This is a genomic window from Flavobacterium helocola, from assembly GCF_038289885.1.
Lineage (GTDB): Bacteria > Bacteroidota > Bacteroidia > Flavobacteriales > Flavobacteriaceae > Flavobacterium > Flavobacterium cheniae.
The window spans coordinates 205,769-219,575 of the sequence record NZ_JBBYHT010000001.1; the positions used below are offsets into that span (position 1 = coordinate 205,769).

Here is a 13,807-nt window from a genome sequence, read left to right on the forward strand (position 1 = left end):
TATTACGTTTGACATTTATAAAAGTTGAATCCAAACAGATTCAACCACTAAACAAAATTAAATTGAAAATGAAAAAACTGTTATTTATACTTGCCTTAATCTCTTTTTCTTCTAACGCTCAAACCGCTAGAGGAGTTAAAATTGGTTATATAGATATGGAATATATCTTAGAAAAGGTACCAGATTATGCAGAAGCAAATAATCAATTAGAGCAAAAAGCTCAAAAGTGGAAGCAAGAAATAGAAGTTAAAAAAACAGAAATAACGAAGTTAAAAGACGCTTTAAAAACAGAAAGAGTTTTATTAACAAAAGAATTAATTGAAGAACGAGAAGAAGAAATTGCTCATTTAGACAAAGAACTTCTTGACTATCAAGAAAAACGTTTTGGACCAAAAGGAGATTTAATCATTCAAAAATCGGTATTGGTTAAACCTATTCAAGATCAGATTTTTACTATCGTACAAGATGTTGCTGAACAAAGAAAATACGATTTTATTTTTGATAAATCTTCAGATTTAACCATGTTATTTGCTGCTCAAAAATATGATATTAGTGATTTTGTTGTAAAAAAACTAACTGCTTCTCAAAAAAGAGAAGAAATGTCTAAAAAGCAACTTAAAGCTTTAGAAGCAAAAGAGGCTTTAGAAGAAGGTATTGAAGAAAATCCAGCATTTACAGAAAGACAACGAATCTTAGAAGAAAAAAAATTAGCAAGAGAAAAACTTATTGAAGAACGCAAATTAGCTAACGAACAAAAGAAAGCTGATGCAGCAGAAAAAAGAAAAAAATTACTTGAAGAACGCGATGCTAAAAAAAATGGCACAGTAATTGAAAATAAAACTTCTGAAGACAAAAAAGAGTCAGATAAAAAAGAAGACGTAAAAGATAGTGATGAAGAAAAAGTTACTACTGAAGAAAAAAAACCTACGCCTGCAGAAATAAGACAAAAAGCAATTGACGAAAGAAACAAAAAATTAGAAGAGCGTAAAAAAGCATTAGAAGAGAAAAAGAAAAAAATAGCTGAAGATAAAGAAGCAGCTAAAAAAGCAAAAGAAACCAAAACAGAAACAGAGAATAAAGATTAAATAACTTAAATTTTAAAATTAAAAATGAAACAATTAAAAACATTAGCAATCGCAATCGTACTTTTCATTGGAACGCAAGTTTCAGCTCAATCAAAAGTTGCTCATATAGATGTTCAAGCATTAATGACAACTATGCCAGAAATGAAAACAGCGCAAGATCAAATGAAGAAAATTCAAGAAACTTACGACAAAGATTACAAAAACATGGTAACTGAATACCAAACAAAATTACAAAAATACGAACAAGAAGCTCCTACTGCAGGCGATGCTTTAAACGATACTCGTTCTAAAGAAATGCAGGATATGGGAAGCCGTATTCAACAATTTGAACAAACAGCTAAAAAAGAATTAGGTCAAAAAGAATTAGACTTAATCAAACCAATCATGGAAAAAGCTCAAAAAGCAATTCAAAAAGTAGCAAAAGCTAAAGGTGTAAACTATGTGTTAGATGCTACAACTGGATCAGGAGTTTTATTTGCTGAAGGAGGAATCGATTTACTAGCTGATGTTAAAAAAGAACTTGGTTTCTAATTAATTCAACTTAATAATTTAAAAACTGCTCAATCAAAATTTAGATTGAGCAGTTTTTTTTTATTTTTGTTCTTATGAAAAATGAAAATCCTATAGGTTTATTTGATTCTGGTATTGGCGGCACGTCTATTTGGAAAGAAGTGCATGCGTTAATGCCTTATGAAAACACTATCTATCTTGCAGATAGTAAGAATGCCCCTTACGGATTAAAATCTAAAGATGAAATCGTAGCACTAAGTTGTAAAAACACAGAATTTCTATTAGAAAACAATTGCAAAATTATTGTTGTAGCATGCAATACTGCCACAACAAACGCTATAAAAGAATTAAGAGCAAAATACGATGTCCCTTTTATTGGAATTGAACCAGCTATAAAACCAGCTGCTCTCCATTCAAAAACACAAACAATTGGAATTCTTGCCACAAAAGGAACCCTTAATAGTGAGTTATTCCATAAAAGTGTAGAAAACCATCCAGATGTCAAAATCATTGAGCAAATAGGTCACGGATTAGTTCAGTTAATTGAGAATGGCGATATCAATTCCCCTGAAATGGAAGAATTATTAAAAAGCTATCTAAATCCGATGGTGGAAAAAAACATTGATTATTTGGTTTTAGGATGCAGCCACTACCCGTATCTAATTCCTCAGATTCAAAAAATCATTCCATCCCATATTAAAATTATCGATTCTGGTGAAGCTGTTGCTAAACAAACTCAAAAGATAATAGAACAAAATCATTTACTTAATTCGTCAAAAGAAAAAAGCTCGCAAATATTCTATACGAACAGCGAGCCTGAAGTTTTAGAAACCATCTTAAATCATAATGAAAAAGTGATTTATAAGAATTTTTAATTATTCTTCTTTAAACCAACCCGAATACATTACGTAATTATTTGAAATACGTTCAATTTCACCAGCAAAATCGCTTTGATCAATATCTTTTACTTTCTTAGCTGGAACACCTGCATAAATACAACCTGATTCTACAACCGTGTTTTGTGTAATTACTGAACCAGCCGCTACGATTGAATTACTTTCGATTACGCAATTATCCATTACAATAGCTCCCATTCCAATTAGAACATTATCTTTAATGGTACAACCATGTACAATGGCATTATGCCCTATTGAAACATTATTTCCAATAACAGTAGGATGTTTTTGATAAGTACAATGAACCACTGCTCCATCTTGAATGTTTACTTTGTTTCCGATTGCAATAGAATTAACATCACCTCTAATTACTGCATTAAACCAAACACTACAATTTGATCCGAAAGAAACATCACCAACAATAGTTGCATTTTCAGCAACATAACAATCATCTGGAATTTGAGGAAATTTTCCGTTTACTTCTCTAATTAACATATTTATTCTTTTAAAAAAAATGTCCCGATAAAATCGGGACAAATATAATTGAAATTTTTATTTTTAATTAACAGCTGGACAGTTACAATCCCAAGCTTTGTCTTTACAGAAGATATTCATACCTATAGTAATTTGATGAAAACCTCCATTATCAAACTTCACATCACCCATAATATGAGAATAAGTGTATGAGAACATGAATTTATCATAATTTAAACCTACAATAGGAGTAATCCACTGTAGTTTTTGTTCTTCTAAAGAGCCATCAGAAGCATATTGTGCTCCATCAAAACTTCTACGGTAAGACAAACCTCCCCATAATCTTCCGAATTCTAATTGTTTATAAACCTTTAAGTTTAAATCAATTGCTTTTTCTTTTGTTTCTGAAGTATATTGAAACATAAAAGATGGTTCAAATAATAAATCATTCTCATTTCCAAAAACAGCACCAGCACTCCAAAGGTATTTACTTAAATTATCAGACTCTACATCTGTGTATAACTCTCTTTTGTTTGCTAAAAAGTTTTTGATTGTAAAATGAGTAAAGAAATCCATATAATGGTAAGAAACTCCTAAATCAACATTAAAATAAGCATCTTTAGTTATTACTCCTTGAACTATATTAGGATCAAATCCAGTAAACTCAGTTCCATCTAACGTACTTTGCACAAATGCAGCACTTAAACCAAAAGATAACTGATTTAAATCTAATGTTCCTCTTGAAAATCTTAAGTGATGTGCATAGGTTAATTTAGCTCCTTTTTGAGAATGATATCCGTTTTTATCATTAAACAAAATCATACCAACACCAGAAACTCCATCTTCGTCTAGTGCAGTATTAAAACTAATTGTTTGTAAAGATGGTGCGTCTTCCTGGCCAAACCATTGTTGACGACCTGTTAATCTGATTTTTCCACAATTAGCAGCTCCTGCCATTGAAGGGTGAATCAAATAATAATTATCCGACAAATAATCCGAATAAACAGCTACTCCTTCTTGGGCAAATGAAAATTGTGCCAATAAAAACGCTAAAATAAAATAACTCTTTTTAAAATTCATTGTAGTTATTGTTTAATGAAAACATACATCTTACTATTCTAATCAATCTTCTAGATTTTAAAATTAGAACATTGCTGGTAAAAAACAATTAAAAATATGGTTTTTTACTACGAACTTGCCAAAGATATAAATTTTTAAGTTTCTTTTACAATTCACTTAAAATATTCTTAAGTTAAATTTACATTTTTTTAATGATTAGAATACAAAAAACGTTTCTAACTTTCTAATTCATCAAAATCTAATAAAAAGTTAAATAAAAAAGTCTATATCCAAAACAAACCGCAAGTCTTTTGAACTTTGTATCTTTGCAAAAAAATAAATTATTATGCAAGTAATCGCAACTAAAATAACTCAAAATCCAGCTATTGTAAAATTTGAATTGGATGAAATAATAGTTAGAACAGAAAACTTTGAATTTAAAAACATTGACGAAACTCAAAATTCACCTTTAGCAAAACAATTATTCTTTTTACCTTTTGTAAAAACAGTTTATATCTCTGGAAATTTTATTGCTATTGAAAAATTTTCAATTGTAGAATGGGAAGATGTTCAAGAAGATGTCGCAAATCAAATTAATGAGTTTATTTCAAATGGTGGTGTTATCATACAAATTGATGAAAACAAAGCTAAAAAACAACCTATAACCGTTTATGCTGAAACCACTCCTAACCCATCAGTTTTAAAATTTGTTTGCAATAAACTTTTAACAAAAACAGCTTTAGAATGTAAAAACATTGATGAAACAAGTGCTTCTCCTTTAGCAAAAGAATTATTTAAGTTTCCTTTTGTAAAAGAAATTTTTATTGACGAAAATTATATATCAGTTACCAAATTTGCAGTAACAGAATGGGATGAAATTACTTTAGAGTTAAGAACTTTCATTAAAGAATACATTGAAAACGGAAACACTGTAATTGACGAAACAGCAATCGTAAAAACAGAAATCCACCAAAAACAACAAGAAGCTTATTTTGATACGCTTGACGTAACTTCACAGCAAATCATCAACATTATTGAAGAATACGTAAAACCTGCTGTTCAGAGCGATGGAGGAAATATTATGTTTGAATCTTTTGACCCAATAGAAAAGAGAGTTAAGGTAGTTTTACAAGGTGCTTGTAGTGGTTGTCCATCGTCTACCTTTACTTTGAAAAACGGAATTGAAAACATGTTGAAAGATATGTTAAAAGACGAAGCTATTAAAGTAGAAGCTATTAACGGATAATTTCTAAAGTATATTAAACAAAAAAGAGCCTTTCGGCTCTTTTTTTATTTCTTATTGTTTTGCTGATTAAACTCTTTAAACAACTCTAACAAATTCATGATTGATTTTATCAAATCGTTTGTTTCAAGAAGTAAAGAGAAATACAACTTACTGTTTTTTGGACTCGTTTCAGTTGTTCTAATTCTAGTAATCTGTTTTGTGATTAATTCCGATACTGTATCTAAGAACACTTTTTTATCTCTTAAAATTTCATCTAATTTAGAGAAATCTTCTGTTTTAAAACTTTCCTCTAAACGGCTAAACAATTCTTGCAATTGCGTATCAACTATTTTAAGATCGCGAATTTGATTGAATTTTAATTTCTTATGATTATTATTTACATGCGAATGACTGCTTGATGTAATGTAATCAATCGACTGCACCATGTCTTGTAAATAACCTAAAATTAAGATATAAAATTTACTTGCTTCAACTGAATTCTCATCTAAGTTTCTAATAAAATAGAAAACATTACTTTTTAACTCATCGATTTCTTTTTCAAGTTTTTTAAGCGATTTCTTATTTTCTTTAAGCTTAGCTAAATCTTGTAAGCCTAAATTATCAACCACATTAGAATACAATGTACTTGTTTTTCTTAAAACTTTAGAAATTTGAGAAGAACTTTCTGTAATCATTTCTTTTAACGTTACAATATCTTCTTTTCTTAAGCTTTTAATTTCTTCTTCTTCTTTAACTTTCTTTTTGTGAATTTGGTTACTTCTGTAAAAGAAAATTGCTACAATAATCATAAATGCAAAGAATGCAAATACTTCCCCAACAAATAAGATGTAGGCAATGATAGCAGAAGATAAGAAAGCTGCTAAAGCTGTTACAAACCAACCTCCAATTACATTAAATACACCAGCCACACGATATACAGCACTTTCTCTATCCCAAGCTCTGTCAGCAAAAGACGAACCCATTGCCACCATAAAAGTTACATAAGTTGTAGATAATGGTAATTTCATTGAAGTTCCAATAGAAATCAGAATCGAAGCTACAATTAAGTTTACAGAAGCACGTACCATGTCAAACATAGGTTGCTCATCTCTTTTTCCGGTGTATTCTGGCTGAACAAACTGCGCATCTAATTTTGCTTGTAATGATTTTGGTAAAATAAAGCTAATAATATTACCAAGATACATAAATCCTCTTACTATGTTTCTTGAAAGTGTATTGGCATTATATTTTTCGTTTCCTTCACCTTGTCTTGATAAGTTCTGCTCTGTTTCAATTACAGATTTAGCTTTTTTAGATGTCCATAATGTATAAACCATTACTAATCCAGCTAATGCTAAAAAGATGAAAGGTGCTGGTAAATTTTCCTTTTCTAAACCAGACATCATAAATTCAGTTGCTCCAACAGTTTGTCCAGGTGCAGCCCAAATTTCAAAAGCTTGATAAGCAGCAATTGGAACACCAATAAAGTTTACCAAATCATTTCCTGCAAAAGCAAGTGCTAATCCAAAAGTACCAACTATAATAATAAATTTAAAAACACTGTATTTAAAAACACTTATTAATAATTGACAAACGATTGTCCATAAAATCAATGAATATGCAATAATTGTAAACGGACTTTCTTTAATGAAATCTTTTATTTCTGACGGCACAAATGTTATTGATTTTAATCCTTTTACCAAAATGAAAAAAGTAATAGCTGTCATGGCAACTCCACCAAAAAGTGCCGCAACATATTTATATCTTTTTTCGATATGGAACGTAAAAATTAACCTTGATACATATTGTACTAACGAACCTAATGCAAAAGATAATGCCACAGAAAGTAAAATACTATAAACAATTTCTGAAGCTTTCTCAGTGTTGATATATTTCCCTAACGTACTAAAACTATCATTACTTACATATACTTTATAAACAGCTAATGCTACAGAAGCTCCTAATAAAGAGAAAATCACAGAAACAGTTGTTGAAGTAGGTAATCCTAAAGTATTAAAAACATCGAGTAATAATACATCGGTAATCATTACCGCTAAAAATATGATAATCACATCATTAAAGCTAAACATACTAGGCGTAAAAATACCATTTCTGGCAATTTCCATCATCCCGTTTGAATAAAGTGCTCCAACTGCAACACCTAAACTCGCAACAATCATAATCGTTTTAAACGAAACCGCTTTAGAACCAATTGCCGAATTTAAAAAATTAACCGCATCATTACTTACTCCTACCATTAAATCGGTAACCGCAAGGATTGCTAATGCAATTAACATAATAATATAAATCTGCTCCATTTTTTTATGAATTAATTTGGTGCAAAAGTCCTCCAAGATTTTTAATCTAACGTTAATTTAATGTTATCAATTTTAACAAAAAAGTGTTCTTAGAAAAAAATCCTTAACTTTAATTTAAAATTAAATCTATTCTTATGGCAGTATTAAAAGTAATTGAAGTTCTGTCTAGCTCAACTGTAAGTTGGGAAGACGCAACAAGAAAAGCAGTAGCTCAAGCAGCAAAATCATTAAAGAACATTCGTTCTGTTTATGTACAAGATCAAAGTGCTTCGGTAAAAGATAACGAAGTAACCGAATTTAGAGTAAATCTAAAACTAACTTTTGAAATTGAATAATCATAAAAAAATTAAGTAAGCGTTCAAAATAGAACGCTTTTTTTATGACTTTTTTTAGCTCCCAGTAAAATCTCTGAATATCTTTGCAAAAAAATAAAGAATGACAGCTCTAGAAGTTCAAAGTTACATCGAAACCCTGAAAAAATTGGTTTTAGAATATTCGCCAAAATTTGTAGTGGCAATCTTAATTCTTGTAGTTGGTTTATGGGCTACTAGCTTTATAACCAAAACTGCCAAAAAAATCATGATAAAACGAAATGTAGAATTAACACTTTCTAATTTTATAGGAAACTTAATTTTTTGGACATTACGTGTTTTACTTTTTGTAACCGTAATCTCAAAATTAGGCATTGAAACATCTGCATTTGTAACCATTTTGGGTGCAGCTGGTTTAGCGATTGGTTTATCATTACAAGGTTCGCTTTCTAATTTTGCTGGTGGAATTTTAATTATTTTATTCAAGCCATTTAGATTAGGAGACACTATTGAAGCACATGGAGAAACAGGAAAAGTGGATGAAATTTTAATTTTTTCCACAAGATTAATCACCGCAACTAATCAAGTAATTTATATTCCAAACGGAATTTTATCCAACGGAAAAATCAAAAATTATTCGCAATTAGGAATTAGAAGAGCCGATTTAGTTTTAAAAACAAACTATGATTCTAATTTTTCTAAAATTAAAACTAGCATTATAAATTTTGCTTCTTCTCACTACTTAGTTTTACAAGATCCAAAACCAGAAATTTTAGTCACTGATTTGTCTGAAACTACAATTGTATTTACAGTAAAAGTTTGGACAAACAATAACGATTACCTAAAGGCAACTTCTGATATTTTAGAATTTAGTAAAAGTGAAATATCGCTTTAACTATTTACTCAAAACGAAATCTTTCAAATAATAAGGTTCAAAATAAGCGACATCAACAAAGTCTCTTATTTGATATTTATCAAACGATAACTGACTCATTTCGTTAGCCGAAGGAAAAACCACATCCGAATGAAAAACAAATTTAGTGTAAATTAAAGTGTTTTTGAATTTTTCTGTTCCATCGCCTACTAAATGAATTGTTTCTGTAATTTCTTGATAAGAAGTTTCATCAATAATTTCCGCCTGAGTATTTCTAATTTGATTGTGATTTTTATCGTAAAATGCTGAGAAAACTTCCATTCTGCGAGCGTCAATCATTGGAATAATAATTCCGTCTTCAATTTGAATTTGTTTTGCTAAAAGTTGCAATGTATCAATAGCAATCATTGGAATATTCAATGCATAGCATAATCCTTTTGCTGAAGAAACACCAATTCGTAAACCTGTATAAGAACCAGGTCCTTGACTTACAGCAATAGCATTCAAGTCAGAAAACTGCAAATTATTTTCAGCAAGTAATTCTTCTATAAAAACGTGTAATTTTTCGGCATGAGAAAAATTTTGCTCAGCAATTTCTTTGCATGCTATCGTTTTTCCTTCATTTGCTAAAGCTACAGAACAATTTTTTGTTGCCGTTTCTATGTTTAGAATAATTGACATAATCAGATTTTTGAAATGCAAAGTTAAGAAGATAAACCCGTAAAAAAAATAAGGCGCAGTTACCTACGCCTTATCTACCCAAATTAACTAATAAGAAATCTATTTCTTACTTTCTTTTTTATCTTTTTCGGTTTCCACTCTAATTTTATCATTAGAAACTAAATCTTTGGAAACAGTTGTATAAGGTCCGATAATGATTTCTTCACCCGATTTTAATCCTGAAATAATTTCAATATTAGTATCATCTTGAATTCCAGTTTTAACAACTCTCAATTTTGCTTTATCACCCACTTTCACAAAAACACACTCGTATTTTTTATCACTTTTAGGAGCCGTTCCTTTTTGCTCTTGCTCCTTTTTCTCTAACTCAGCAACAATATCTTTTTTAACTGAAGTGGTATCATCTTTAATCACAACTGCGCTAATTGGCACAGCTACAATATTTTCTTTACGTTTCGTAATAATATCAACTGTAGCAGTCATTCCTGGTCTGAATGGCGAGAAATTAGCTGGTTTTCCTTCTAATAAATCTTGGTATGATTCTTTTAAAATTCTAACCTTTACTTTGAAATTCGTAACCTGATCAGCTGTTAAAGTTGAACTTGCTGAATTAGAAATACTCGTAACAATTCCCTTAAACTCTCTTTTTAAATACGCATCTACTTCAATATTAGCTGAATCTCCAATGCTAACTTTTACAATATCATTTTCATTTACATCAACTTCTACTTCCATATTGTTTAGGTTAGCAATTCTAAGAATTTCTGTTCCCGTCATTTGTTGCGTTCCTAAAACTCTTTCTCCTAACTCAATATTTAATTGCGAAATAGTTCCATCTGCTGGAGCGTAAATTGTGGTTCTACCTAAGTTATCTTTTGCCTCAGTAACTGTTGCAGAAGCACTTTGTACTTGATAATAAGCCGATTGTTTGCTTGCAACTGCAACTTCATAAGCCGATACAATTCTGTCCCATTCTGATTTTGAAATAATTCCTTTATCGAACAATTTTTTATTTCGGTCGTAATTGGCTTTTGCTTCTTTAACCTGAGCATCAGCTTGACTTAATCCTGCTTTTGTAGTTGACATAGAAGCCACAGAACGATTTACTCCAGACTCATATAAATCAGGATTGATTCGCACTAATAAATCGCCTTTTTTTACTTGCTGCCCTTCTTTAATTGGTAAAGCGATAACTTCTCCTGAAACTTCAGATGAAATTTTCACTTCAATTTCGGGTTGGATTTTTCCAGTTGCCGAAACCGTTTCTACAATGGTAGTTTGAGCAACTTTTGATAATTCAACAATTTTTGAATCATCATTATTTCCGATAACGCCACCTTTTTTAAGTCCAACTAATAACAAGATTAATCCGATTGCACTTCCTAATAAAATGAATATGGTTTTCTTTGACATGACTAGGTATTTATGTTTTATTATTGTTTTTTAATTAATGGAATTCCGAAATAGAATTCTAATATTTTGGTTCTAAAAATATAATCGTATTTGGTTCTTAACACGTCTGATTGCGCGTTTACATACAATGTTTGCGCTTGATTAAAATCAAAAACATTGATTAATCCAACTTCGTATCTTGCTTTTGCATATTCAAATGATAATTTTCGTGCTTCTAAAGTTGTTTCTGCTGCTTCATAACTTTCTTTAGCTGAATTTGCATCTGTATAAGCCGTGAAAACAGTTCTTTCGATATCTAACTCTTGCTGTCCAAAATTTAATTTAGCTCTTTCTAATGCTACTTTACTTCTTTGAACATTGTTTCTTGTTGCAAATCCATTAAAAATAGGAATCGATATTTGCAAACCAAAATTTTGCCCTTTATTATTACTAAACTGATCAAAAACTGGTTCTGGTTTTCCTAAAATTGGCGAAAAATTTGGTTGAAGTACAGACTGTCCAGTTCCATCAACATAACCAATTACAGATGTTGGATTATCAGCATCTGGTTGAATCCCTACAACTCTATCACTATAAGCTGCTCTGGTACTAAAACTATAAAAACCTGAAATTGTTGGTTGATAAGCTCCTCTTGCAATTGCAACATCTTTTTCTGCTAACTCTACATTTGATTGTGCTATTTTCAACTCAGTTCTTGTTTCTTTTGCTTTTTGCATAATATCTTGAGACGATTGCAATAAGATTTCCGAATTTAAAGCTGGAATCTGATTTTCATCAATATCAAAATTTTCAAAATCTTCTAATCGTAGCAATTGTGCTAAACTTAATTTAGAAATTAATAAAGCATTTTGAGCGGCAATTACTCTTTGTGTATCCGATGCAACCGTTGCTTTAATGTCTAATAAATCTCCGTTTGGAACAACTCCTGCTTCAACTAACTCTTTAGTTCTTTCCAACTGTTGTAAATTATATTGTTTCTGTTGTAATTGAACTTTTAAATTTTCCTTGTTAAACAAAATTTGCAAATAAGCATTCGCTACATTCAAAGCAATGTCCTCTTGCATTTTTGTTAGTTGATATTGAGAAGCAATAATTTGTAAGTTTGATTTTCGAAGTTGTAATTGATTTCTTAAACCATTATAGATGTCAACACCAACATTTAATCCCGCAGAAGTAAACTGAGTGGTTTGATTTTCTAATAAACCCGTAGTTATATTTTGATTCAAACCAATATTCCATGAGTGGGAAGCATTACCATTGATGTTTGGCAAAAATGCACCAACAGCATCTTTTTTATTAATACTTGCGTTTTTTAAATCTAACTCTGACTGCTGAACAGAAATATTATTTTTAATAGCATAATCTACGCACTCTTCTAAAGTCCATTTCTTATCCTGTGCCGATAGTTGAAAACCAATCAACAATAGAAAAAGAACTATTTTTTTTGTTATCATTTTATGTGCTTTAATTCTCATTTCTTATAAGACCTCTTTTTTATTATTTTGTTACAGCATATCGATTAAAATTTTACTTTTACATCGAAAAAAACCGAACTTATATTTTGCTGTAATGAAAACAATTATTGCTTTTACTCTTATTTTTAGCTTGTTTTTTGTAGTGATTTCTTGTGGAACCACTAGTAAAATTGAGGCATTAAAACCTTTGCCGTCAAACAATTCACCAGTAGTTTATAAAAACAAAACTTCGTTTGTGGCCATGCCTGTTGAAGTTACATTAAAAGAAATTGAAAGCCAGTTGAACAAAAATTTAACTGGACTAATTTATAACGATTCGATTTTGAGCGACGATAAAACCGAAATGAAAATTTGGAAAACAGCTCCTATCAAATTAACTGAAAAAGACGGAAATATTGTTTCGGTTATCCCAATGAAAATTTGGGCAAAATTCAAATACGGAACCGATTTTATGGGTTTGAATGACACTAGAGAGGTAAATTTAAACGGAACCATCACGCTAAACAGCAAAACACATTTAACCAATTGGAAACTTACTACGGTTTCTAAATTAGAAGATTTTGAATGGAGCGAAAGTCCAAGTATTTTAGTTGCAGGAAAAAATGTTCCGATTACTTACATTATCAATCCAACACTGAGTATTTTTAAATCGAAAATTGCAAAAAAAATTGATAAAGCTATTGACGAAACTTGCGATTTTAAACCTCAAGTATTATCGGTTTTAGAAAAATTAAGCACGCCTTTTTTAACCAGCGAGCAATATGAAACGTGGTTTAAAATGGTTCCAATGGAATTGTATGTTACCGAAGCCAAGCTATCAAAATCAAAAATCACCTTGAACATGGGTTTAAAATGCAACATGCAAACCATGGTGGGACAAGAACCTAAAAATAGTTTTGATGCTGCAAAAATTGTATTAAAACCTGTAACTTCAATTCCAGAAAATACGACGGCTTCTGTGGTGGCAGTTTCTACCTATGAAAGTGCGAGTAAAATTGTAACTAAAAATTTTCAAGGTCAAGAATTTGCATCAGGAAGTAGAAAGATTGTTGTTCAAAAAGTAGATTTATGGCATAAAGATGGCAAAATGATTATTGCTTTAGATATTTTAGGAAGTATTAACGGCACCATTTACTTGTCGGGAATTCCAAATTACAATCCAATCACAAAAGAGATTTACTTTGACCAAATGGATTATGTGTTAAATACAAAAGGAATTTTGACTAAATCGGCAAATTGGCTTTTACAAGGAACCATTTTAAGAAAAATTCAAGAAAACTGCCGCTACTCGATAAAAGGAAATTTAGAAGAAGGTAAGAAAAGCATGAATCCATATTTATCAAATTATTCACCTATGAAAGGTGTTTTTGTAAATGGAACTTTAAACGATTTCGAATTTGAAAAAGTAGAATTAACGGATAAGGCAATAATTGCGTTCATAACCACTTCTGGAAAAATGAGCATTAGTATTGACGGAATGGAATAA

13 protein-coding genes are annotated in these 13,807 nt (G+C 30.4%); 7 read left to right on the forward strand and 6 right to left on the reverse strand.

Features of this window, described 5'->3' with window-relative positions; all coding sequences use genetic code 11:
• Nucleotides 1–68: 68 nt before the first annotated feature.
• The 3 genes from AAEO58_RS00950 (at nucleotide 69) to murI (ending at nucleotide 2,470) form a co-directional block, all read left to right on the forward strand.
• A complete protein-coding gene (locus AAEO58_RS00950) occupies nucleotides 69–1,085 on the forward strand; it encodes an OmpH/Skp family outer membrane protein (protein ID WP_341681175.1) in 1,017 nt (338 codons plus the stop codon).
• A 24-nt stretch (nucleotides 1,086–1,109) separates the two neighbouring features.
• Nucleotides 1,110–1,616 (forward strand): OmpH/Skp family outer membrane protein, encoded by a 507-nt coding sequence (locus AAEO58_RS00955; RefSeq protein ID WP_341681177.1) that lies wholly within the window; start codon nucleotides 1,110–1,112, stop codon nucleotides 1,614–1,616.
• A gap of 74 nt (nucleotides 1,617–1,690) precedes the next feature.
• Nucleotides 1,691–2,470 carry a glutamate racemase gene (gene murI / locus AAEO58_RS00960; protein WP_133608363.1) on the forward strand — a complete coding sequence of 260 codons (780 nt, stop codon included), beginning with the start codon at nucleotides 1,691–1,693 and terminating at the stop codon, nucleotides 2,468–2,470.
• On the opposite strand, the gene AAEO58_RS00965 is transcribed toward murI, so the two are convergent.
• Entirely contained in the window at nucleotides 2,471–2,986 is a 516-nt protein-coding gene (locus AAEO58_RS00965) for a gamma carbonic anhydrase family protein (protein WP_341681179.1), read from the reverse strand.
• Nucleotides 2,987–3,049: 63 nt separating this feature from the next.
• Nucleotides 3,050–4,045, reverse strand: a complete 996-nt coding sequence (locus AAEO58_RS00970; RefSeq protein ID WP_133608367.1) for a PorP/SprF family type IX secretion system membrane protein — start codon at nucleotides 4,043–4,045, stop codon at nucleotides 3,050–3,052.
• A gap of 325 nt (nucleotides 4,046–4,370) precedes the next feature.
• Here AAEO58_RS00970 and AAEO58_RS00975 point away from each other — a divergent pair, with 325 nt between their 5' ends.
• Entirely contained in the window at nucleotides 4,371–5,270 is a 900-nt protein-coding gene (locus tag AAEO58_RS00975; RefSeq protein WP_341681182.1) for a NifU family protein, read from the forward strand.
• A gap of 44 nt (nucleotides 5,271–5,314) precedes the next feature.
• On the opposite strand, the gene AAEO58_RS00980 is transcribed toward AAEO58_RS00975, so the two are convergent.
• A complete protein-coding gene (locus AAEO58_RS00980; protein WP_341681183.1) occupies nucleotides 5,315–7,567 on the reverse strand; it encodes an inorganic phosphate transporter in 2,253 nt (750 codons plus the stop codon).
• A 134-nt stretch (nucleotides 7,568–7,701) separates the two neighbouring features.
• Between AAEO58_RS00980 and AAEO58_RS00985 the strand changes: the two genes are divergently transcribed.
• Together AAEO58_RS00985 and AAEO58_RS00990 are read left to right on the forward strand one after the other, a co-directional pair.
• Nucleotides 7,702–7,902 (forward strand): dodecin family protein, encoded by a 201-nt coding sequence (locus tag AAEO58_RS00985; protein WP_262316947.1) that lies wholly within the window; start codon nucleotides 7,702–7,704, stop codon nucleotides 7,900–7,902.
• A gap of 100 nt (nucleotides 7,903–8,002) precedes the next feature.
• Nucleotides 8,003–8,773, forward strand: coding sequence for a mechanosensitive ion channel family protein (locus AAEO58_RS00990; RefSeq protein WP_341681185.1), 771 nt, complete (start codon nucleotides 8,003–8,005; stop codon nucleotides 8,771–8,773).
• Here AAEO58_RS00990 and tsaB read toward each other — a convergent pair whose 3' ends face one another.
• The 3 genes from tsaB to AAEO58_RS01005 form a co-directional block, all read right to left on the reverse strand.
• A complete protein-coding gene (tsaB, locus tag AAEO58_RS00995; protein ID WP_341681187.1) occupies nucleotides 8,774–9,433 on the reverse strand; it encodes a tRNA (adenosine(37)-N6)-threonylcarbamoyltransferase complex dimerization subunit type 1 TsaB in 660 nt (219 codons plus the stop codon).
• Nucleotides 9,434–9,532: 99 nt separating this feature from the next.
• Entirely contained in the window at nucleotides 9,533–10,846 is a 1,314-nt protein-coding gene (locus tag AAEO58_RS01000; protein ID WP_341681188.1) for an efflux RND transporter periplasmic adaptor subunit, read from the reverse strand.
• Between the two features lie 20 nt (nucleotides 10,847–10,866).
• Nucleotides 10,867–12,300 carry a TolC family protein gene (locus AAEO58_RS01005; protein WP_341681189.1) on the reverse strand — a complete coding sequence of 478 codons (1,434 nt, stop codon included), beginning with the start codon at nucleotides 12,298–12,300 and terminating at the stop codon, nucleotides 10,867–10,869.
• Between the two features lie 115 nt (nucleotides 12,301–12,415).
• Between AAEO58_RS01005 and AAEO58_RS01010 the strand changes: the two genes are divergently transcribed.
• The gene (locus AAEO58_RS01010; protein ID WP_341681191.1) at nucleotides 12,416–13,807 is read left to right on the forward strand and encodes a DUF4403 family protein; all 1,392 of its coding nucleotides are present in this window, start codon (nucleotides 12,416–12,418) and stop codon (nucleotides 13,805–13,807) included.

Bases quoted from the DNA above. Each gene is read 5' to 3' on its own strand.
- AAEO58_RS00980 (WP_341681183.1), bottom strand. From the start codon at position 7,567: ATGGAGCAGATTTATATTATTATGTTAATTGCATTAGCAATCCTTGCG.
- AAEO58_RS01005 (WP_341681189.1), bottom strand. From the start codon at position 12,300: ATGATAACAAAAAAAATAGTTCTTTTTCTATTGTTGATTGGTTTTCAA.
- AAEO58_RS00975 (WP_341681182.1), top strand. From the start codon at position 4,371: ATGCAAGTAATCGCAACTAAAATAACTCAAAATCCAGCTATTGTAAAA.
- AAEO58_RS00990 (WP_341681185.1), top strand. From the start codon at position 8,003: ATGACAGCTCTAGAAGTTCAAAGTTACATCGAAACCCTGAAAAAATTG.
- AAEO58_RS00965 (WP_341681179.1), bottom strand. From the start codon at position 2,986: ATGTTAATTAGAGAAGTAAACGGAAAATTTCCTCAAATTCCAGATGAT.
- tsaB (WP_341681187.1), bottom strand. From the start codon at position 9,433: ATGTCAATTATTCTAAACATAGAAACGGCAACAAAAAATTGTTCTGTA.
- AAEO58_RS00970 (WP_133608367.1), bottom strand. From the start codon at position 4,045: ATGAATTTTAAAAAGAGTTATTTTATTTTAGCGTTTTTATTGGCACAA.
- AAEO58_RS01010 (WP_341681191.1), top strand. From the start codon at position 12,416: ATGAAAACAATTATTGCTTTTACTCTTATTTTTAGCTTGTTTTTTGTA.
- murI (WP_133608363.1), top strand. From the start codon at position 1,691: ATGAAAAATGAAAATCCTATAGGTTTATTTGATTCTGGTATTGGCGGC.
- AAEO58_RS00950 (WP_341681175.1), top strand. From the start codon at position 69: ATGAAAAAACTGTTATTTATACTTGCCTTAATCTCTTTTTCTTCTAAC.
- AAEO58_RS01000 (WP_341681188.1), bottom strand. From the start codon at position 10,846: ATGTCAAAGAAAACCATATTCATTTTATTAGGAAGTGCAATCGGATTA.
- AAEO58_RS00985 (WP_262316947.1), top strand. From the start codon at position 7,702: ATGGCAGTATTAAAAGTAATTGAAGTTCTGTCTAGCTCAACTGTAAGT.
- AAEO58_RS00955 (WP_341681177.1), top strand. From the start codon at position 1,110: ATGAAACAATTAAAAACATTAGCAATCGCAATCGTACTTTTCATTGGA.